General features: G+C 42.8%; 17 protein-coding genes and 1 riboswitch. Of the genes, 7 read left to right on the plus strand and 10 right to left on the minus strand.

Annotation, left to right across the window (positions count from 1 at the left end; genetic code table 11):
• Positions 1-129 precede the first annotated feature (129 nt).
• The 4 genes from NXS07_RS01735 (at position 130) to NXS07_RS01750 (ending at position 6521) form a co-directional block, all read left to right on the plus strand.
• Complete coding sequence (locus tag NXS07_RS01735; RefSeq protein WP_038221578.1) at positions 130-1032, plus strand: ChaN family lipoprotein; 903 nt, start codon at positions 130-132, stop codon at positions 1030-1032.
• A 112-nt stretch (positions 1033-1144) separates the two neighbouring features.
• Positions 1145-1948 (plus strand): energy transducer TonB, encoded by an 804-nt coding sequence (locus NXS07_RS01740; protein ID WP_258086055.1) that lies wholly within the window; start codon positions 1145-1147, stop codon positions 1946-1948.
• A gap of 132 nt (positions 1949-2080) precedes the next feature.
• Positions 2081-4138, plus strand: a complete 2058-nt coding sequence (locus NXS07_RS01745; RefSeq protein ID WP_258086063.1) for a S9 family peptidase — start codon at positions 2081-2083, stop codon at positions 4136-4138.
• Positions 4139-4262: 124 nt separating this feature from the next.
• A complete protein-coding gene (locus NXS07_RS01750) occupies positions 4263-6521 on the plus strand; it encodes a TonB-dependent receptor domain-containing protein (protein ID WP_080717480.1) in 2259 nt (752 codons plus the stop codon).
• Between the two features lie 49 nt (positions 6522-6570).
• On the opposite strand, the gene xseA is transcribed toward NXS07_RS01750, so the two are convergent.
• Positions 6571-7938 (minus strand): exodeoxyribonuclease VII large subunit, encoded by a 1368-nt coding sequence (xseA, locus tag NXS07_RS01755; protein WP_038206669.1) that lies wholly within the window; start codon positions 7936-7938, stop codon positions 6571-6573.
• A 170-nt stretch (positions 7939-8108) separates the two neighbouring features.
• On the opposite strand from xseA, the gene guaB reads away from it, so the two are divergent.
• Together guaB and guaA are read left to right on the plus strand one after the other, a co-directional pair.
• On the plus strand, positions 8109-9575 hold the full coding sequence (gene guaB / locus NXS07_RS01760) for an IMP dehydrogenase (protein ID WP_038196795.1): 1467 nt from the start codon (positions 8109-8111) through the stop codon (positions 9573-9575).
• 76 nt (positions 9576-9651) lie between these two features.
• Positions 9652-11229 (plus strand): glutamine-hydrolyzing GMP synthase, encoded by a 1578-nt coding sequence (gene guaA / locus NXS07_RS01765; RefSeq protein WP_038206618.1) that lies wholly within the window; start codon positions 9652-9654, stop codon positions 11227-11229.
• 477 nt (positions 11230-11706) lie between these two features.
• Here guaA and NXS07_RS01770 read toward each other — a convergent pair whose 3' ends face one another.
• Complete coding sequence (locus tag NXS07_RS01770; protein WP_438818358.1) at positions 11707-12261, minus strand: GNAT family N-acetyltransferase; 555 nt, start codon at positions 12259-12261, stop codon at positions 11707-11709.
• Between the two features lie 146 nt (positions 12262-12407).
• On the opposite strand from NXS07_RS01770, the gene rlmA reads away from it, so the two are divergent.
• Positions 12408-13223, plus strand: a complete 816-nt coding sequence (gene rlmA, locus NXS07_RS01775) for a 23S rRNA (guanine(745)-N(1))-methyltransferase (RefSeq protein ID WP_258086056.1) — start codon at positions 12408-12410, stop codon at positions 13221-13223.
• 55 nt (positions 13224-13278) lie between these two features.
• Here the strand turns inward: rlmA and mntP are convergent, their stop codons facing one another.
• The 8 genes from mntP to pabB all read right to left on the minus strand — a co-directional run bounded on the left by mntP (position 13279) and on the right by pabB (position 21537).
• A complete protein-coding gene (gene mntP / locus NXS07_RS01780) occupies positions 13279-13863 on the minus strand; it encodes a manganese efflux pump MntP (RefSeq protein WP_238099600.1) in 585 nt (194 codons plus the stop codon).
• A gap of 6 nt (positions 13864-13869) precedes the next feature.
• Positions 13870-14071, minus strand: a riboswitch (yybP-ykoY riboswitch).
• 156 nt (positions 14072-14227) lie between these two features.
• A complete protein-coding gene (locus NXS07_RS01785) occupies positions 14228-14686 on the minus strand; it encodes a DUF986 family protein (protein ID WP_038206627.1) in 459 nt (152 codons plus the stop codon).
• A gap of 118 nt (positions 14687-14804) precedes the next feature.
• Complete coding sequence (locus NXS07_RS01790; protein WP_038206629.1) at positions 14805-15653, minus strand: PTS mannose transporter subunit IID; 849 nt, start codon at positions 15651-15653, stop codon at positions 14805-14807.
• 13 nt (positions 15654-15666) lie between these two features.
• Positions 15667-16467: a PTS mannose/fructose/sorbose transporter subunit IIC gene (locus NXS07_RS01795; RefSeq protein ID WP_038206631.1), complete on the minus strand. Its 801-nt coding sequence runs from the start codon at positions 16465-16467 to the stop codon at positions 15667-15669.
• A gap of 85 nt (positions 16468-16552) precedes the next feature.
• On the minus strand, positions 16553-17524 hold the full coding sequence (gene manX, locus NXS07_RS01800; protein WP_038196440.1) for a PTS mannose transporter subunit IIAB: 972 nt from the start codon (positions 17522-17524) through the stop codon (positions 16553-16555).
• Between the two features lie 541 nt (positions 17525-18065).
• The gene (locus tag NXS07_RS01805; protein ID WP_038206633.1) at positions 18066-19430 is read right to left on the minus strand and encodes an L-serine ammonia-lyase; all 1365 of its coding nucleotides are present in this window, start codon (positions 19428-19430) and stop codon (positions 18066-18068) included.
• Between the two features lie 170 nt (positions 19431-19600).
• Positions 19601-20170, minus strand: a complete 570-nt coding sequence (locus NXS07_RS01810) for a CoA pyrophosphatase (protein WP_038206635.1) — start codon at positions 20168-20170, stop codon at positions 19601-19603.
• Positions 20167-21537 carry an aminodeoxychorismate synthase component 1 gene (gene pabB / locus NXS07_RS01815; protein WP_038206637.1) on the minus strand — a complete coding sequence of 457 codons (1371 nt, stop codon included), beginning with the start codon at positions 21535-21537 and terminating at the stop codon, positions 20167-20169. The genes NXS07_RS01810 and pabB overlap by 4 nt, the downstream gene beginning before the upstream one ends.
• Positions 21538-21616: the final 79 nt, after the last annotated feature.

The raw sequence follows: 21616 nt of genomic DNA on the forward strand, positions 1-21616 counted from the left end.
GCAGTAATCAGGTCGGGATGAAGAAATCAGCTACCCTGCCAAGCATAGGCTTAACAGGGTAGTTTTATTTGTAAATAATTCTCATTATCTATAATATGCGGAAAATTTATATTTTGATAATGAATACCTATGAAAGCATCTACCTGTATAAAATCGACTTTTTTAGCGTGTGCCTTCCTGTTTGGCGGCTGTGTAACACCACAGCACGATCCTCAAAATGGATCTCAAAGAGCGCTTCAAACCCTTTCCAGTGAATTAGTGCAATCCGGCATGTTGCTTGATATGACAACGGGCAAAGCGATCACCTCCGCTGAACTGCTTGAGCAACTGGCTGCTTACCCTAGAGTCATTGTGGGTGAAAAGCATGATAATCCCTACCACCATCAGATCGAGTTATGGCTGGTTCAGCAGCTTGGGCAGAAACGCCCCCACGGTTCCGTATTGCTGGAAATGATTAACCCAAACCAGCAGGAAAAAGTGAATAAAGTCAAAAGCTGGTTGCAGAGCAATCCGATTGTCAGAGAGGAAAGAATTAAGCAATTATTGGCGTGGCAACAAGGCTGGCCGTGGGAATTGTATGGGGAGCTGGTTACGGAGCTGGTGAAAGCACCTTATCCGTTGCTGGCGGCGAATTTGGATCGCTCGGAGATCGATCAGGCATATAAAAATCATTCCCCTACGGATAAAACGGCGTGGGTTTCTGATGACGTTAAAAAATTAATCGAAGAAACGATTAAAAATTCTCACGGTGCGGACATAGAGGCAAAACACCTTTCTGCCATGACGATGATTCAACAAATGCGTGATCGGCGGATGGCTGAGCAGTTGGTTAACGCGCCATCACCTGCTTTGCTATTTGCGGGCGGATACCACGCGGTAAAAGCGATGGGAGTCCCTCAGCATGTGAAAAAAATAGCGCCAAATGAGCAGGTTGCTGTATTCGTTATCGCAGAGCAAGGGGTTTCTCTGAACAGAGAATATGCTGATTTTGTCTGGTTTACCCCCAAAGTAACTAAAGCTATAACCCAATAGTTGTAAATATCACAAGGATGTGATGACACCAATAAATAAAAATAGTTTTCATTTATATATCTAATTGATTATCATTCTCTTAATTTATCATTGATATTATGTGTTATAAGAAATGTTGACGTATACCACGTATCAAACCACTCACGTTGGTCACGTGACAAAATCCTTTCTCGCTGCGATCACTCTCCATGCTTTGCTGGTGGGCTGGTTTATTTATACACCCAAGGATATTGATATTGAGGAGTTCCTGCCTCCGCCTGCGGTTATGGTGGAATTATCATTGCAGACAGAAGCGATACACAAGATACAGAATCAACCTATTGGAATTGAACAGCAATTGTCTGTTGCCAGCCAGCAACAGGAAAGTAAGGTTGATGAAATCAACATGCCAAAATTGGATGTGAATGAAAATGCCAATATTTTGGTGCATAAGCCGAAGAAAAAACAGAAAGAACAGGATGCACCTAAAAAAACACAGCCTGTTAAGCGTGTGAAGGCAGAGAAACAGGAAAGTGAAAAGTCTCGCAGTAGCGCTGCACCGACAACCAGTAATGCGACGGCAGATAATATAACCTCTCGTACAGCCGCATCTTATGAAAGTAATTCCGATGCCATTGCTGATGCGAGAGCGGTCTGGCAGGCTGAGGTCAGTGGGCATTTAAATCGCTATAAGAAATATCCGCCGGATGCCCAGAGAAGAAACCGAACAGGGCGACCGATGGTAAAATTCACGGTTAATCAGTTGGGTACTGTGATTGATAGTGAATTAATAAAACGTTCGGGGACGAACTCACTCGACCGGGAAGCAAGGCTCGTGTTGGAAAGATCGCAACCCTTACCTTTACCCCCTGATGTTATTTTAATCAATGGCAGGGTGACAGTTGAACTGCCGATTGATTTTTATTTATCTCAGTAAAAATACAGGATTAATGGCATGTTACAGCATAAAACGGTATTTTCACCTCAAACAAAAAGGGTAGTGCGCAGCTTTCTACTGGGTGGTAGTTTGCTGTGTAACAGTTTTGCCGCTATTGCAATGGAGAAAAATATGGTGCCACCTATAGCTACAAAACAGCCACATAAGATGACATTTCACGGTGATACCCGTGTTGACAATTATTACTGGCTGCGCGATGACACTCGTCAGGATAAAGACGTTATTGATTACTTGACGGCTGAGAATAAGTATACCGAGCAGATGCTGAAATCAGGCCAGGAATTACGGGAAACACTGTATAACGAAATGGCTGGCAGAATGAGTAAAGAAGACCAGTCAGCTCCTTATACCTATAATGGGTATGTTTATCGTACCGTTTATGAGGCAGGGAAAGATTTCCCGATCTATCAGCGTAAACCTGTCGATAATTCAACCGACTGGCAGGTGATGGTTGATGGTAATGAACGGGCAAAAGGCCATAAGTTCTATCGAGTCAGTGGGTTTGCGGTTACGCGGGACAACAAGCGTATAGCTGTGGCAGAAGATACTCAAGGTCGCCGCAATTATCAGGTTTCATTTAAAAATTTAGGTGATGGTGAATGGCAGAACAGTGTCATTGAAAACACATCTGGCAATATTGTGTGGGCAAATGATGGTAATACGCTGTTTTATGTGCGTAGAGATCCACAGACTCTGTTGCCTTATCAATTATTCCGTCATCAATATGGCACTGATATCCAACAGGATAAAAAAATCTATCAGGAAGATGATGACCGTTTTTATCTGGGAATATCAGAAAGTACCTCGCTTGACTATATTTTGATCTCTATTGCCAGCAGTACGACCTCGGAATATCGGCTGATTGATGCCAATAATCCTCAATCAGAAACTCAGATTTTCTCTGCTCGTCAGGCTGGGCGTGAATATGATCTCGATCATTTCCGTGGACAATTCTATATCCGTTCCAACCATGAACATCCATTGTTTGGCTTATACCAAGCAGGCGCTATTAATAAACCGTGGGAGACGGTAATTGCGCCCCAGGAAGAGACTGATCTGGAAAATTTTGCGCTGTTCAACAACTGGTTGGTAGTGCAAGAGCGTACCAAAGGATTGTCAACAATTCGTCAGATTGATTGGAAAACCCAGCAGGAAAAACGCGTTAAGTTTGATGAACCTGCATATATGGCATCGTTAGACTATAACCCGGAACCCGATACTGATTTACTGCACTATAGTTATTCGTCCATGACTACACCGAGTTCGGTATTCCAGTGGAATATGCAAACGGGTGAACGTGAATTGCTGAAACAGCAGGAAGTCAAAGGGTTCGACAAAGAGAACTATGAAAGCCAGCGTATTTGGGTAAAAGCCCGGGATGGCGTAGAAGTGCCGGTTTCTCTGGTATACCGTAAATCATTGTTTAAGAAAGGGGAAAATCCAATCTTGATTTACGGTTATGGTTCTTATGGTATCAGTATGGACCCTTATTTTAGCTCTCCGCTGCTGAGTTTGCTGGATCGCGGCTTTGTGTATGCCTTGGTGCATGTGCGTGGTGGTGGTGAATTGGGTAAGAACTGGTATCTGCAAGGTAAAGTCGAAAACAAAATGAACAGTTTTCATGATTTTATTGATGCAACCAAAACATTGCTTGCTGATGGGTATGGTGACAGCCAGCGCGTATATGCCGAAGGTGGCAGCGCAGGGGGTTTATTGATGGGAACGGTGATCAATCAGGCTCCGGAGCTATATCGTGGGGTGATTGCAAAAGTGCCTTTTGTGGATGCTGTGACTACAATGCTTGATCCATCCATTCCATTGACGACGGGTGAATATGAAGAGTGGGGCAATCCAAATAACAAAGAGGATTACTTCCGCATTAAGTCTTATAGCCCTTATGATAATGTCAAACATCAGCGTTATCCTCATTTATTGGTTACGACGGGTTTGCATGATTCTCAGGTGCAATATTGGGAACCTGCAAAATGGGTAGCCAAATTAAGGGAAATAAAGCAGGGGGATAGTCTTTTATTACTGGAAACGAATATGGATACTGGGCATGGTGGAAAACCAGGGCGTTTTAATCGCTTGAATGATATTGCCTTTGATTATAGTTTCCTTTTAATGTTAGATGATGCCAAAGTTTATTTTCCACAACTAAAAGACTAATAAAAAATATATTTATAACCCAAGGCGCTGATAATTTGTTATCAGTGTCATGGGTATTTTATCGCCAAATTTGCGAAGCAATGTGAGTATTAATCAGTATTATTTTATTTAGGATGTGATGCTAATGAGAATTGTGGCAAAAATAGCGGGAGCCAGTGTAATACTTATTGGGCTTCAGGGGATAGCTTATGCTGAAAATGCGAGTGACAATAAAAAAGAAAAAGTTATGCGCTTTAGTAGCCTGAAAGTCTCAGGTGCTCAAGATAATAATTCCCCACAGATTCAGGCAATGGAAAAACCCGGCGCTTATAGTTCTGTCGGTGAAGATAATAAACTGGAATCTATGGACAGCGTCCTGCGAAGCCTGCCGGGCACTTATACCCAGATGGATGCAAGTCAGGGAACTATAAGTGTTAATATCCGTGGGTTAAGTGGTTTTGGCCGCGTCAATATGATGGTGGATGGTGTGAGCCAGAGTTTTTATGGTACTTCACCGAGTGAATATGGGCATGGGGCGCAGCCTTATAACCAATTTGGTGTACTGCTTGATCCTAATTTTATTATACGAACAGATATTGATCGTGGGCAATCCAGTGATTCTGACTCAGTTAATGCGTTGGTGGGAAGTGCTAACTTCCGTACCATTGGTGTCGATGATGTCATCTTTGAAGGGAGTAAACTAGGAGTGCGTACTAAATGGGCATACGGTAACAATGGTATCGGCAAAAGTGGAATGATGGCGGTTGCAGGAAAAACACAGACATTTAGTCCAGAAGGTTCCCTTGGTGCGATGTTTGCTGTCAGTGGACACAGTATTGATGCGCATTATAAAAATGCTATGGGTGTCAGTAGTAATGAATTTGGTACAAGAGATACATTTAAACAAAAGCCAAATTCTCAATTAATGAAAATAAATATCAAGCCCAATGATTTTCACGATCTAGAGTTAAGCGGGCGTTTTTATCACAACAAATTTAATAAACGTCATATTGATAGTTATGACTATTATCTGAAATATCATTACACACCATTTAGTGAATTAATTGACACAAAAATTTTGCTCAGTACGGGAAATAGTATTCAAGACGTTCAGGGTGGCACTTTGGCTGGACTGAGTAGGAGTGAATCATGTAATAAATCTGATGCTATTGATATTAAAAACACCAGTCGATTTAATTACGGTGATACCGATTTTGCGTTTACGCTTGGTAGTAAATTGATGCGTAATGAATATCGTAAGAGAACAGGTATTGATTTCGGTGATGGGCAGATGTATGTATCTACAGAAGAGAATAACGTATTTTCACCAAGTGGAAAACAGAATACTACCAGTATTTATAGCAAGTTAAAAGTTGAACACGGTATTTATACCGCAGATCTGGGACTAAATTATTTAGATTCCAGCTTAAAAGGAATAAAACCAGCTTGTGATGAAATATTGGACTGTTTCCCACAGGGAAGAGCATTATTAAATATAAAATCGCGTGGATTTAATCCGGGCATTTTATTATCCGCAGAAATCACCCCTGCATTCCAGCCATTTGTAAGTTATGCCCATTCAATGCGGGCACCAAATGCTCAGGAAGTTTTTTATTCCAATGAAGCGGGGGCTTCTGTAAATCCCTTCCTGAAAGGGGAGAAAGCGGATACTTATCAAATTGGTTTTAATAGCTATCGTCCAAATTTAATTGTGGAAGGAGATACGTTCCGCCTGAAAGCAGCATATTTCCATACCAAGATTAAAAATTACATTAGAAGTGAATCTTATACACTGTGTGCAACAGGAAAAATCTGCAAAGATGATGGTTCATTGGAACCCAAAGATTACCATGAAAGACCCTTTAATATAATGGTTTATACCAATAGCTTGACACCAGTTGATATGAGTGGCTACGAGCTTTCGGCAAACTATGATGCTGGTATATTCTACAGTTCATTGGCGTATAGCCAGCAAAAAACACAACAGCCGACTTCCAAAGCAACATCCGAATTTGGGGCAAGTCCAGCATCTCAATTGCCAGAACGTTATATCACATTGGATATGGGCGTTCGTTTATTGGACGAAAAAATTCGTGTTGGAGCTATAGTGAAATATACGGGAAAATCTTATCATCAAGATCCTTCAATGGAGGTGGATAAAAACAATGGTGGCCATATAAAGATGATGAAAGATGATAAGATACCAACTATTGTCGATTTATACACGGATTACCAGATCAATAAAAATATTTCTGTTAAATTATCCGTACAGAACTTGACCAATAGAAACTATGCTGATGCATTGAACCGTATGAATTCCTCAGCATTTATGGGAGATGATGATGCAGTGACCCAAACTGCTCGTGGCAGAACCTACGTAATGGGTGCGGAAGTTCGCTTCTAATAGAATTTAAATAGCGGTAGGAAATCACCGCTATTTCTATTTTTTGTATCTATTGTGATTTTTCTCTCTTGGTCTGTCTTTTTACTTGAATCACCTGACTTTTAACCCAGCCATCCTGTAATCGGGTGTTTAGGGTATCCCCAACTTTTACTTGCTTAGTTTCCTTCAGTAACGTGCCATCGGATGTTTCACTGATACTGTAACCGCGTTGCAGAGTTGCCAGCGGGCTGACGGCATTGAGCTGCGAGCAGGACACCGCAAATTTTTCCCGATAATGTCCTAATTGGCGTTCAATCGCTTGCTTCAACCGAAAATCATATTGTTGGCTCTGTTGGCTATAATGCCGAATTTGCTGATCGGGATTTGTCTGTAAGAGTCGTAGATTTAGCTTCTCATGTGAAAGAGAATGTTGCTTCAAACAGCGCAGGAGGCTATCGACCAATTTTTGACGCAACTCCACTAACTTGTTCTGTTGCCGAGCCAGCCGTAAATCGGGGCGCTGTTGCTGGAGCTGATGCTGCAACGTATTAAAAATACGCAGTTTTTGGGCAAAAAAGTAATCCATCGCCATTTCGAGTCGTTGTTGCAGAGATTGAACTTGCCTTAACAACTCAATTTGATTGCGACTGACTAGCTCAGCGGCCGCAGAAGGCGTAGGTGCGCGCAGATCGGCTATAAAATCTGCAATTGTGACATCGGTTTCATGCCCAACTGCGCTAACGATAGGAATACGGCTCTGGAAGATCGCCCGTGCTACCTGCTCATCATTGAAACACCACAAATCTTCCAGTGATCCACCGCCACGGCCGACAATTAAAACATCACACTCCTGCCGATCATTTGCCAGCTCAATCGCCCGAATAATCTGTAACGGCGCTTCAGCTCCCTGAACCGCAGTGGGATAAATGATAATTGGCAGTGATGGATCGCGGCGTTTCAGGATATTGAGAATATCATGCAGCGCAGCGCCACTGGCGGAGGTAATGACACCGAGGCGTTTTGCTGGTGAGGGCAGTGGTTTTTTATGGATCGAATCAAATAACCCTTCTGAGGTAAGTTTCTGTTTCAGCACCTCAAATTGTTGCTGTAGCAGTCCATCTCCAGCAGGTTGGATACTTTCCACAATCAGTTGATAGTCCCCCCGTGGTTCATATAGCGTAATCTGTGCACGCACCAACACCTGCTGACCATTTTGTGGACGAAATGTTGCCCGCAGATTGCTGCTGCGAAACATAGCAGCACGAATTTGCGCCCGCTCATCTTTTAAAGTGAAGTACCAATGCCCTGATGAAGGCTGGGAAAAGTTAGAAATTTCAGCACTTAGCCAAATTCTACCCATTTCCAGCTCTAATAGCTGACGGACAGTCTGATTCAGACGACTAACAGAAAAAATTCCGGTGTTGGTTGGTAGTGACATGTGAGCCAGATCAAATTTCAAAGCAAGAGGTTAATTAACTGATACTAATCATCCCAGAGTACGAATCAAGAAATTTTTTTAAAAAATGCTGGAGGCAATCGATTACGGCCTGTATAATGCCGCGGCAATATTTTATGCCTTATTGCCCATAGCTTGGTGAGATATTGCCCATGTTGCGAATTAAAAAAGAAGCATTAACTTTTGATGACGTTTTGTTGGTTCCTGCCCATTCTACAGTCCTGCCTAATACGGCAGATCTGTCCACTCAATTAACTTCCACTATTCGTCTGAACGTTCCTATGCTCTCAGCGGCCATGGATACTGTGACGGAATCTGCTCTGGCAATTGCACTGGCCCAGGAAGGGGGCATCGGCTTCATTCACAAGAATATGCCCATTGAGCGTCAGGCAGAAGAAGTCAGTCGCGTGAAAAAGCATGAAAGTGGTGTCGTGACTAATCCTGTTACTGTAACGCCACAAACTACATTGCGCGAAGTACATGAACTGACTAAACGTAATGGTTTCGCGGGTTATCCTGTCGTGACAGAAGAGAACGAACTGGTAGGTATCATTACTGGCCGTGATGTACGTTTCGTTACTGATCTGGATCAGCCAGTGACTGCGGTAATGACGCCGAAAGAGCGTCTGGTCATCGTAAAAGAAGGTGAAGCGCGCGAAGTTGTGTTGCAGAAAATGCACGAAAAGCGTGTTGAGAAAGCACTGGTCGTTGATGATAGCTTCCACTTGCTTGGCATGATCACTGTGAAAGATTTCCAGAAAGCAGAACGTAAGCCTAACGCCTGTAAAGATGAAGAAGGTCGTCTGCGGGTTGGTGCTGCGGTCGGTGCGGGCGCTGGCAATGAAGAACGTGTTGATGCGCTGGTGGCTGCGGGAGTGGATATCCTGCTTATTGATTCATCCCACGGCCATTCTGAAGGTGTTTTGCAGCGTATTCGTGAAACCCGTGCTAAATATCCTGATTTGCAAATCATTGGTGGTAACGTAGCGACTGGCGAAGGTGCTAAGGCACTGTTTGAAGCCGGCGTTAACGCAGTGAAAGTTGGTATTGGCCCTGGTTCTATCTGTACTACCCGTATCGTTACTGGTGTTGGTGTCCCTCAAATCACGGCGATTGCTGATGCTGTGGATGCACTGGAAGGTACTGGCATTCCTGTGATTGCTGACGGTGGAATCCGCTTCTCTGGTGACATCGCTAAAGCGATTGCAGCGGGCGCATCATGCGTCATGGTGGGTTCAATGCTGGCTGGTACAGACGAATCCCCAGGGGAAATTGAACTCTATCAGGGACGTTCTTTCAAATCCTACCGTGGTATGGGATCACTGGGCGCGATGTCCAAAGGCTCTTCTGACCGTTATTTCCAGACCGATAACGCGGCTGACAAACTGGTGCCAGAAGGCATCGAAGGCCGTGTGGCTTACAAAGGCCTGTTGAAAAGCATCGTTCACCAGCAAATGGGTGGCTTGCGTTCCTGCATGGGGTTAACAGGCTGTGCCACTATTGACGAACTGAGAACTAAAGCAGAGTTCGTTCGTATCAGTGGTGCGGGCATTCAGGAAAGTCACGTACATGACGTGACCATCACCAAAGAATCACCAAACTATCGTTTAGGTTTGTAATTTATTTAGGGTGGCCCGCTATCGGGCCACTGACTTCTTTATTTTTCTTGCCACTTGTTTTTGGAATTCACCTCAAATGACAACTAATATCCACCAGCATCGCATTCTGATCCTTGATTTTGGTTCGCAATATACCCAGCTAATTGCCCGCCGTATTCGTGAAATTGGTGTTTATTGTGAACTTTGGACATGGAATGTCACGGAAGAGCAAATCCGTGAATTTAACCCGAGTGGTATCATCCTTTCGGGTGGACCGGAAAGTACAACAGAGAATAATAGCCCGAGTGCGCCGGAATATGTCTTTGATGCAGGCGTGCCGGTACTGGGAATTTGCTATGGTATGCAAACCATGTCCACGCAACTGGGTGGCAAGGTGGGTAATTCCACTGAGCGCGAATTTGGTTATGCTCAAGTTGAAATCAAAAGTGACTGTGAATTATTCCGTGGTATTCAGGATGCCCTGAGTGAATCCGGTAAGCCTTTGCTGGATGTATGGATGAGTCATGGTGATAAAGTCACTGCTGTTCCAGAAGGTTTCATCACCGTTGCCAGCACGGATACCTGCCCGTTTGCCATTATGGTCAATGATGAAAAACGTTTTTATGGCGTGCAATTCCACCCAGAGGTTACTCATACTCATCAGGGTTTGAATATTTTGCAACGTTTTGTACTGGATATTTGTCAATGTGAAGCATTATGGACATCTGCTTCCATCATCGACGATATTGTAGAACGCCTACGTACGCAGATTGGTGATGATCACGTTATTCTGGCACTGTCTGGTGGCGTGGATTCTTCCGTAACCGCATTGCTGCTGAACCGCGCCATTGGCAAACGCCTGACCTGTGTTTTCGTAGACAACGGTCTGTTGCGTCTGAATGAAGCCGATCAGGTTATGGCGATGTTTGAGGGTAAATTCGACCTGAACCTCGTTCATGTTAAGGCAGAAGAGCGCTTCTTGTCTGCATTGACGGGCATTGATGAGCCAGAAGCCAAGCGTAAAACCATAGGTCATGTCTTTATTGATGTATTTGATGAAGAAGCATCAAAACAAACTCAGGTTAAATGGCTGGCACAAGGCACGATTTATCCAGATGTTATCGAATCTGCTGCTTCTGCGACAGGTAATGCTCATGTCATCAAATCGCACCACAATGTGGGTGGCCTGCCGGACGATATGAAACTGGGTCTGGTTGAACCGCTGAAAGAGCTGTTTAAAGACGAAGTTCGCCGTATTGGTCTGGAACTGGGTCTGCCATATGACATGCTGTACCGCCATCCATTCCCAGGCCCAGGTCTTGGTGTGCGTGTATTAGGTGAAGTGAAGAAAGAGTATTGTGACCTGCTGCGCCGTGCAGATGCTATTTTTATTGAAGAACTGCATAAAGCGGATCTGTACAATAAAGTCAGTCAGGCGTTCACTGTATTCCTGCCAGTACGCTCTGTCGGCGTAATGGGTGATGGCCGTAAATACGACTGGGTCGTTTCCCTGCGTGCGGTTGAAACCATCGATTTTATGACCGCTCATTGGGCACACCTGCCATATGATTTCTTAGGTCGTGTGTCGAACAGGATCATTAATGAGGTCAGTGGCATATCGCGGGTAGTTTATGATATCAGTGGTAAGCCACCAGCGACGATCGAGTGGGAATGATCCAAAGCCTTTCCATACGTCACCATTGCATGATGATTTAATAAATAAGGCCCTGATTTCAGGGTCTTTTTCTTTTCTTGCTCATTAAATCAAGCCAGTATATTTAATGACTATTTTAATTTTTCGGATATTTGATTGCCGGAAGTTATGACTCATACTTTAATAGAGCAGTAATCAACAGAGTATGGAGTATGCCAACAGCATGATTTTTTCATTACTGTATGTGTAAATCGTGTTTTCGAGCGGGATCTGAGGCCAAATCAACACATTGCAATTATTACATTATTGTCATAAGCCATATAATATAATGGTAATAGATTATGATAATTAAATTATTTTTATGTGTTGAGAATTTATCAGATTTATACTTTATTCTTTTTTAAGTTAAATTTAATCTGTAAATGCTCTTATCTAAAAAAGCTATATTGCCTCTTGTTTTATATAAATATTGCTGTACGTATTTATTGGTAATTTACGTCAAGGAAGAGAATACTTATTACGCCACTCATCTTTGGTTATTTCCCACATTTCAGAATCATATCTACCTGACACATATTGCTTTTTATTGGTGCTGATCAAACGCATTCCCTGTATTAATGAAATTTTTCTCGAATTTTCATTAATACAGGCTTTCAGTGTTCTGAGTAAGGTTCGATCCAACTCATTAAACCAGTAATCAGTGACTCTTTCGCTGGCTTCCCGCATCAATCCTCGGCCATGATATTCTGGAGAAAGCCAGAAACCTCGGTTGTTATCCGGTTTATCATATAACCCAATCATACCAATTAGTTTATCAGGGTTATTTTTCATCCTGATTGACCATATCCATGCTTTTCCAGTTTGTATTTCAGGCATAGCAATGTGATTGACAAAGTATTCTGCACCGTTATCCGGATATGGCCAAGGAACTGCATTGCTGTCTAAATACTTCACGACCTCCCAATAAGGGAATTTTTGCTGAATTTGAGGGGCGTCATCATAAGCTAATTTTCTTAATAGAAGTCGTTCGGTTTCCAAGTTGTCAAATGGCATAATCATTATTTTTGTAATCACAATGTTTGTTAAATGTAATAAAGACAATAAATTTAGAACTTGGAATAGTCAATCCAGTATCACCCGCAGTTCCATAAAAAACATGCTATAGTAAGCCTCTAAATTTCCCTATTCATCGGAATGTTATGTCTTATCAATGCCCTCTATGTCATTCACCATTATTGTTCACTCATCATCAATGGCGCTGTGAAAACAATCATCAGTTTGATTGTGCGAAAGAAGGCTATGTTAATTTGCTGCCAGTTCAACATAAACGCTCAAAAGAACCGGGTGACAGTGTTGAAATGATGCAGGCGAGAAGGGTGTTTTTACATTCTGGCTACTATCAGGAATTACAACAGAAAACTATTCAGTTGCTTGACAAGTATTTGCCAGAAGGCGCCGGAACGTTATTGGATATTGGTTGTGGTGAAGGCTATTATACGGCTGCGGTACAGGCACAGTTGAATCTCCATCAGAATATAACGGTATATGGTTTGGATGTAGCGAAAATAGCGGTTCGTTATGGGGCTAAACGCTACCCAAAAGTCAATTTCTGCGTTGCATCCAGCCACCGCCTGCCATTTGCTGACGGTTCGCTTGACGGAATTCTGCGGATTTATGCTCCTTGCAAAGCGACTGAATTAGCTCGTGTTGTAAAACCGCATGGCATTGTTTTGACGGTTACACCTGGCCCACGTCATTTGTATCAGCTGAAGGAATTGATTTATCAGGAAGTGAATTTACATCCTGAAAACAAGGAACAGTGGGAGGGATTTGAATTAATTTCGACAGAAATGCTGGCCTATGCAATGTCATTGGATGGAGAGCAAGCTCATAATTTATTGCAGATGACCCCTTTTGCCTGGCGGGCATCAGAACAGGTTAAAACTAATTTGATGACTGAAAAACTATTTAATTGTGAAGCTGATTTTACGCTAAAAGTTTATCGGCGTATTTGATAATGATAGTTTGATTCGGAATAGATATAGGAAGATATCTATTCCGGAGAGATAACTATACTGCATACATAAATAATTTAAGATGCTCAAATAATATATTGAACCCAATGATGATTAATATCAGACCACCAATCAATTCTGCCCGTTTTCCTAATAATGGTCCAATATAGCGCCCAATTAACATTCCTAATGTAGCCATAATCATGGTTATTATTCCAATTGTCATGGCGGTATGCAAAATATCGACCTGTAAGAAAGCGAGACCGACACCAATCACCATAGCATCGAGACTAGTTGCAATTGCAGTGATAACTAATGTCGTTGAACTATGACGGCGAGGAGTAGATTCAACGGTAGTTTGAACATTATTTTTCAAACTTTCAATAACCATCCGACAGCCAAGCATGAACAGCAGTGAAAATGCAATCCAGTGATCCCATTCCATAATATATTGGCTGGCATAAAGTCCCAAAAACCAACCGATTAAAGGCGTGCAGGCTTCAACCAAACCAAAGATAATACCTGTGCGGATCGCCTCACGGAAACGTGGGCGGTGAAGAACGGCACCTTTTCCTACTGCGGCAGCGAAAGCATCCATGGATAGCGCGAATGCGAGAATGAGTGTTGCGTAGAGATTCATCAACATAGCCTCGGCTGGGTGATTCCATATACACATAACCCACACCCAACCAATGGTGGTGTCATGTGTCTATGGTCTTGCCAACCGATTTAGAGCTTATTTTTATTAGGCTCTTCAGGCATTCGTACCACGTTTTGTTGCAAACGAGTATGTTGATACGAATTTTCCAAAAATGTTTTGGAACAGGCTACTCCCCAATGACTGGAAAGGACAATACCAGATTTAAAATAAAAGGCAAAAAATATTTAGTTATATATTAAAAGTTATTATTGATAATGCTTATCATTATCTGTCTTGATTGAAAAATGAAGCTAATATTAATTATTGGCCTCATTTAAAATATGTGTATTAATGAAGAATGATATTATCTGTTGTTGACAAGGAATTGATAGATTTTCTCTAAATCATCCAGTTTGTTTACAGCGATATATATATTATTTTTTTCAAAACTTATCATTAAAATACCGTCTTCAGATAGATTCATTGTGTTTATCTTTTTATATTGAAAAAAACGGTTGGCGTAATAAAATCCTTGTTTTTTGAAAATAAGTTTAGGCGAGCGAATATAACCTAAATATATTGTAACCAAAATGATAAATAACAGTAAGTGGGTAGTTAACTGATTGCCCTGTACGATAACATTATTATAAATGACGATAGAAATCAGAACGATAAATATTAAGGCGTCGATCCGATGTTTTCTTTTTAGTTTTATATTTAATAGCGTTTTACCTTTGATCTGATTAATAATAAATTCATCATAAATCGCAAAAGCGAGCATTAATAAAATTAAAATCATTAATATGATATCATTCAAGCTCATTTGAATTCCCTATTTTTTATATAGCTAATGGGTTATTTATAACATATTTGTTTTTACAATAAAGAAATAGGGGAGGAAAAACCTCCCCAAATACGCAAATAATGCAGAGAAATCAAACTTAACCGAGGAAACCAAAACGGAAGCCTACGATCCCTAGAACGAAAAAGCCCATGATGATCCACAGTGGGTTTACTTTTTTCCGCAGCAGCCACATGCAGCCGAAGGTCAGCAATAGCGGCATCAAACCAGGCATTAATTGGTCAAGAATAGTTTGAACGGTAGTGACTTTTATTACGCCAGTGGTAGGATCGGGTACTTCAGAAACTACCAGCGGAATATTCACTTTAGTCCACTTATTGACTAGCGCGCCCATGACAAACAGGCCAAGAATTGATGCCCCCTCCGTCATTTTTTGTAAGAAGCCGCCGCCCATATCTTTAACGATATCTAAGCCTTTTTTATAGCCATAAGCCACGCCAAGGTAACGGGTGAGTAATCGTACTAAGTTAAATAGGAAGAAAAATAGAATTGGCCCCATCATGCTACCGCTCATAGCAATTCCGGCACCAAGGGCGGCGAAGACTGGACGCACGGTTCCCCAGAAAATCGGGTCGCCCACGCCAGCCAGTGGCCCCATTAAGCCGACTTTGATCCCGTTGATGGCACCGTTATCAATATCGGCACCATTGGCGCGCTGTTCTTCCATCGCCATGGTGACGCCAAGGATAGGTGCTGCCACATAAGGATGGGTGTTGAAGAATTCCAGATGGCGTTTTATGGCTTGTTTTCGTTCCTCAGTATTTTCAGGATAGAGGCGACGAATGACTGGCACCATTGAGAAGCAAAAACCCAATGCCTGCATACGTTCAAAGTTCCATGAACCCTGACATAGATTAGAGCGGAGAAAAACACCACGGATATCACTTTGTGTCAGTTTTTTCTGACCTATGTTTGTTGTATCTGACATGTTGTTCATCCTCTTAATCTAATTCGTTATCAAGGTCATTTGAAGTATTGCCTGCAGAAGCGGCTGTCTGTGATTGGTTATATTTAGGGCTAAGTTGGATATACAGGATAGCCATAACAACGCCAATCACACCCAATGCAACAAGGTTAAAATCAGTAAAGGCCGCTGTGACGAAACCGAGGTAGAAGAAGGGCATCAAGTAGCCAGCGCGCATCATATTAATCACCATTGCGTAACCGACAACGACGATCATGCCCCCTGCGATATTCAGGCCGCTGGTCACAACTTGTGGAATCGCGTTCAGCATGCTCTGAACTTCAGACGTACCGACTGACAATGCCACGACCAGTGCAGGCAGAGCGATACGCATTGCCTGAAGCATTAACGCAGAGATGTGAAGGGCGCTGATTGCACGGAGATTACCATTTTCTGCGGCTTTGTCCGCCGCGTGCTGGAAGCCAACGGTCAGAGTACGGACGATAATGGTCAATACTTGTCCTGCCGCAGCCAGAGGAATAGCCAGTGCGATACCTGCACCAACGTCTTGCCCGCCAGCGATAACCAGAATGGTTGAAATGATGGAGGCTAATGCTGCATCGGGGGCGACTGCCGCACCGATATTCATCCAGCCAAGAGCAATCATCTCGAGTGTACCGCCGATGATGATGCCGGTTTTCATATCACCCAGTACTAAGCCGACTAATGTACAGGCAACCAGCGGACGGTGGAATTGAAATTCATCAAGAATAGAATCCATGCCTGCAATACAGGCAACGATGAATATCAACAAAAGTTGAACAACGGTAATTTCCATTGTTTTTCTCCTGTAACCAAATGGAATTTGGTTAGAATTTCGTTATTGAGTAATGGTGAGTAAAATAGCATCTGTCTTTTGTTTTTTAAGCTTTTTTAAGTAGATCAATCATATTCAAGCGGGTATCACTGGAAACTTTACGAGCTTCAAGTTCTATACCGCGGGAATTTAATTTCTCGAAAGCTTCAATGTCAGCGCTATCAACCGAAATGGCGTTATTGATCTGAGTCTTGCCCTGACGGAAAGCCATGCCACCGATATTGATAGATTCAAGTGAAACACCGCCTTCGACAATACGCAGTACATCTGTAGGGTTTGTGAATAGCAGCATGACACGCTCACCCGCATATTTAGGGTTGTTGTAAACACGAACGCATTTAGCAACGTCTATCACATGAGCGCTGACGCCAGGAGGCGCAACTTGCTTCAGCAAAGTGGAGCGGATGGTATCTTGTGCCACATCATCGCTGACCACAATGATGCGTTTAACATTGGTTTCTTTTGTCCAGCGAGTTGCAACTTGACCATGAATAAGGCGGTCATCGATGCGCGCAAGGGCAATTTTCATGTGCCCGCCACCAGAAACGGTAGGTGATGAAGCGGGAGCAATGGTTGGTGCTGCGGGTTTGACTGGTTCAGGTTTTTGGGTTTCTTCAGCTTGTTCTGTTTTAAGGGCGCGGATACCTTCTCTTCCTGTTTCCAGTGCCACAGAAACCAGCTCTTCCATTGATGGATCATCGTCGCGGCACATGAAGGCTTCAACCAGCATGGGGACGTTTACGCCAGTGACAATTTCGTAGTTGCTTTTGTCAACCACGATACGGTTGGCTGCATTGAATGGGCTACCACCCCAGGTATCCACGAAAAATAAGACACCTTGCTCTGTATTAAGTGATTCCAGTTTCTGGTTGTATTTGTCGAACAATGTATCGGCATTTTCACCGGGTACGAAGTCAATATAAGAAACGTTTTCCTGTTCTCCAATCAACATCTCTGCGGTATGAAGCAGTTGCTCTGCCGCAGCCCCATGTGTGCCAATCATAATGGCTATACTCACTTGTTTTTCCCCTTTCTGTAGCAATTGAACTCAGGTCTACTGCAAGCTTACTCTCAATATTTCTAATGTATTGCGCCTCCTATTAATTAATATGATAGTTGCAAACATCATGTCCTATTGAGAATCTATCTCAAATATTTCATTTCTCATGGTTTTATATTTTGTTACATAAGAAAATATATCGTTAGATTATCATTTGAAGCATTTAAGAAAATTGCTATCAGTCAGAAAAATTAAGATGGACTGTTTTGAGAGATGAAAACAAGATTTTCGTTTTAATTTTCATTTTATTGTGATTTTTTATTCTTTATTTTCTCATTTTAATGGTTTATTGAACTGTTTCCGGTAACATTTTATTAATGTTTGTATAAAAAAAATGTGATGTTTTAGGGGGGGAAGAGAAAATAATGTACTTAAGTGATCCGTTTCAGCCAAAAAATATCCCTGCCACATGGCAGGGATATTTTTCTAGATAAGGCGTATATACTAATAGTGGATAATAAATACCGCTCATCAGGGTGTTGATGAACGGCATCTGTGATTAGTCACACTGAACTTTAATCGCCAAACCACCGCGTGATGTTTCACGGTATTTCGCGTTCATGTCTTTACCTGTTTCGTACATAGTTTCAATGACTTTATCTAGCGAAACACGGGGTTCGCTGGTACGGCGAAGTGCCATGCGAGATGCATTGATGGCTTTGACTGAAGCAATCGCATTACGTTCGATACATGGAACCTGCACCTGCCCAGCAACCGGGTCACAAGTCAGACCGAGGTTATGCTCCATACCAATTTCTGCTGCAATGCAAACTTGCTCAGGGCTCGCACCCAATAATTCAGCAAGACCTGCCGCTGCCATTGAACAGGCAACCCCAACTTCGCCCTGACAGCCTACTTCTGCACCAGAAATAGACGCGTTCATCTTATACAGGATGCCGATTGCACCAGAGGCAAGGAAATAGCGGATATAAAGATCTGGCGTAACTGGCTCGATGCAGTGGTTGTAATAAGCCAGTACCGCTGGCACGATCCCACATGCACCATTGGTTGGTGCTGTGACAACTCGGCCACCCGCCGCATTTTCTTCATTGACCGCCAATGCAAACATATTGATCAAATCAACCACGTTCATTGGGTCATTGGAGAAATTATTTGATGATGTCAGCATACGGTGCAGAGCTGCGGCACGGCGAGGCACTCGCAGTGGGCCTGGCAATAGGCCTTCCGTGTTCAGACCACGGTCAATACAGGCTTGCATGGTATTCCATACATCGGCAAAGTATTCGCCAATTTCTTCTCTACTATGCAAATCCAGCTCGTTTTTCATCATCAAGCCAGAAACAGACAGACCTGTTTTGCTGCAGTTCATCAGCAGGTCAGCAGCAGAGCTGAATGGATAAGAAACCGGTTTGGTATCTTGAGAGGGTTTGCCGAAATGTTCTTCATCAACAATAAACCCACCACCGATGGAGTAGTAAGTTTTGCTGTAAATTTTTTCGTCACCTGCGAATGCATGAACCTGCATACCGTTTTCATGTAGTGACAGATTATCGTTGCGGAAGTTCATACCTCCGTCACGAGGAAAATCGACTTCATGTAAACCATTTGCCAGCGGCAAACGTTGAGTTTGCTCAACATCACGAATAAAACCAGGAATTGAATCAATATCAACAGTCGCGGGCATGTTACCTGCCAGCCCCATGATGATGGCGATATCCGTATGGTGACCTTTCCCAGTTAATGAAAGTGAGCCGTAAACATCAACAGCTACACGCGTGATAGAGGACATTACTCCTTGGTTTACAAGATCATCGACAAATTGTTTTCCTGCTTTCATAGGACCAACAGTATGAGAGCTGGATGGGCCAATACCCACCTTAAACATGTCGAAAACGCTAATCACGCCAGACTCCTTTAAGAAGAAAGAGATATAGTTATTTATATTAAAGCGCGCTACTTTACTGTTATTTAGTAGCGTTGATAAAGGAGTTTACAGTTTTTTTTTAATTATAATAGCAATTGATATGAATGTGGCTAAGAAACGCACATTTTGGTGATGCTTTGCGATTATTGTTAGACCGATCTTTGAACTTGTTGTGCCAGCCGATAAATAATAGCCGCAGTTAATCCCCAAATCATTTGTTCACGATACCAATAAAAATAGACTCGGTGCTGTCGCTTGCGGCTTTTTATATCTAAATGTTGGTAGTGGGGAAGAGAGAGAGCATCAAAAAGTGGAATTTCAAAAATTCTTGCCACTTCTGTTGGATTTGTCCGAAAAGAAAGAGAGGGAGAGACTAACCCGACAACGGGAGTAACACGATAGCCCCCACTGCTGTCTAAGGGGGCTAGCTGCCCCAATACTTGTACTTTGTGATGTGGAATGCTGACTTCTTCTTCTGCTTCACGCAAAGCGGTGGCAATCAGAGAATGATCTTCGGGATCGGCGGCTCCACCAGGAAAAGCGATCTGGCCGGCATGTGAACGCAGGTTTTTAGCGCGCTGGGTCAATAAAAGTGTTGGCTCTGGCTTACAGATAATCGGCAGCAATACAGCAGCATTTCGCTGGTTGTTCGCCAAATCTGCTGGCTGCGCAGGAAGTTGCAATTGAAACCGATGAATGAAGTCAGAAAGCGATGTCATGGTATATGGAGTTCCCCTAATTGAGGTAAGATGCGCCCCAGTTTATCAAATGTTTCCTGATACTCTTTTTCAGCAATGCTATCTGCGACGATACCACCACCTGCCCAACAGTAAATTTTTCCCTTTTCTGTCAGTAAGGTACGTATGGTGATATTGCTGTCCATTGTACCGCAGAAACTAATATAGCCAATAGCACCGCAATATCCATGCCGACGATGAGGTTCCAACTCTTCAATGATTTCCATAGCACGAATTTTGGGTGCGCCAGTGATTGAACCACCTGGAAAACAAGCTCGGAGTAAATCGGTGGCCTGATATTCATCAGGTAATGTTGCTGTAATGGTACTAACCAGATGGTATACAGCGGGAAAGGGCTCAACGACAAACAATTCAGGAACCTTGACAGAGCCTGGTGTTGCTACCCGTCCGATGTCATTTCTCAATAAGTCAACAATCATCAGATTTTCAGCGCGATCTTTGCGGGAGTTGGCCAATTTTTTGGCTTGTAAATAATCTTCTTCCGGATCTTGCAATCGTGGCAATGTTCCCTTAATTGGGCGCGTTTGGATTTGCTTATCTTCCAGTAATAAAAAACGTTCAGGCGAAACGCTGATAATGCAGTTTTCAGGCAAACGGATAAAAGCAGAAAAGGGAGCGCGATTACTATCATTGAGTTGGGTGAAGGCCTGCCACTCATCACCTTGATAGCTGGCATGAAAGCGCTGCGACAGATTGACTTGATAGCAGTCTCCATCACGCAGATAGCGATGAATCTGGGCAATTTTTTCGTGATATTGCTGCGCAGTCATATTGGATTGCCATTGACTGCTCAGGGAGAAATTTGTTTCCCGGTTTTTTTGCTGCGATTCTAGCCATGCCAGACGATTATCGAGATTGTGATAACCCAGTAATGTTGCTTTCTGTCGGTGATGATCGATGATCAGAGCCCAGTCGTAAATCCCAACGGCCATATCCGGAAAATCCAGTTCATTGGCAGCAATAGAGGGTAATTTTTCAATCTTGCGGCCAAGATCGTATCCCCATAAACCTAATGCCCCCCCCTGAAAAGGATAATCAGGATCGAATTGCAGAGCAATATTGCGAATATGCAGATGCTTCTTCAACAACAAGAATGGATCTTCCTGAGAGAGAGAAACTTCACCATTACAGTTTATTTCTGTTGATTCTCCCCGTGTGATAAGCGTTGTTACTGGTTCGGCAACTAAAATATCAAATCGGTTATGGGGGTGTTCAGCCGTTCCAGAATGTAACAACATTGCCCAAGGTGATACTGAGAGAGGGGCAAAATATCGGGTGGCAAGATCAGGAGAATAAGGTAACAGTCGTTTTTGTAATGCAATCTTCATGATGTAACCAGTGTTGGCGTTGGGTAATTCGAAAAAATAACTTATTAACTAGTGGAGATTATCACAGAATCTCACCCTT

It is taken from the genome of Xenorhabdus bovienii (assembly GCF_024721015.1).
Lineage (GTDB): Bacteria > Pseudomonadota > Gammaproteobacteria > Enterobacterales > Enterobacteriaceae > Xenorhabdus > Xenorhabdus bovienii.

Bases quoted from the DNA above. Each gene is read 5' to 3' on its own strand.
- NXS07_RS01735 (WP_038221578.1), top strand. From the start codon at position 130: ATGAAAGCATCTACCTGTATAAAATCGACTTTTTTAGCGTGTGCCTTC.
- guaB (WP_038196795.1), top strand. From the start codon at position 8,109: ATGTTGCGAATTAAAAAAGAAGCATTAACTTTTGATGACGTTTTGTTG.
- NXS07_RS01745 (WP_258086063.1), top strand. From the start codon at position 2,081: ATGGTGCCACCTATAGCTACAAAACAGCCACATAAGATGACATTTCAC.
- xseA (WP_038206669.1), bottom strand. From the start codon at position 7,938: ATGTCACTACCAACCAACACCGGAATTTTTTCTGTTAGTCGTCTGAAT.
- NXS07_RS01795 (WP_038206631.1), bottom strand. From the start codon at position 16,467: ATGGAAATTACCGTTGTTCAACTTTTGTTGATATTCATCGTTGCCTGT.
- rlmA (WP_258086056.1), top strand. From the start codon at position 12,408: ATGTCTTATCAATGCCCTCTATGTCATTCACCATTATTGTTCACTCAT.
- NXS07_RS01790 (WP_038206629.1), bottom strand. From the start codon at position 15,653: ATGTCAGATACAACAAACATAGGTCAGAAAAAACTGACACAAAGTGAT.
- guaA (WP_038206618.1), top strand. From the start codon at position 9,652: ATGACAACTAATATCCACCAGCATCGCATTCTGATCCTTGATTTTGGT.
- NXS07_RS01740 (WP_258086055.1), top strand. From the start codon at position 1,145: ATGTTGACGTATACCACGTATCAAACCACTCACGTTGGTCACGTGACA.
- NXS07_RS01785 (WP_038206627.1), bottom strand. From the start codon at position 14,686: ATGAGCTTGAATGATATCATATTAATGATTTTAATTTTATTAATGCTC.
- mntP (WP_238099600.1), bottom strand. From the start codon at position 13,863: ATGAATCTCTACGCAACACTCATTCTCGCATTCGCGCTATCCATGGAT.
- NXS07_RS01750 (WP_080717480.1), top strand. From the start codon at position 4,263: ATGAGAATTGTGGCAAAAATAGCGGGAGCCAGTGTAATACTTATTGGG.
- pabB (WP_038206637.1), bottom strand. From the start codon at position 21,537: ATGAAGATTGCATTACAAAAACGACTGTTACCTTATTCTCCTGATCTT.
- NXS07_RS01770 (WP_438818358.1), bottom strand. From the start codon at position 12,261: ATGCCATTTGACAACTTGGAAACCGAACGACTTCTATTAAGAAAATTA.
- NXS07_RS01810 (WP_038206635.1), bottom strand. From the start codon at position 20,170: ATGACATCGCTTTCTGACTTCATTCATCGGTTTCAATTGCAACTTCCT.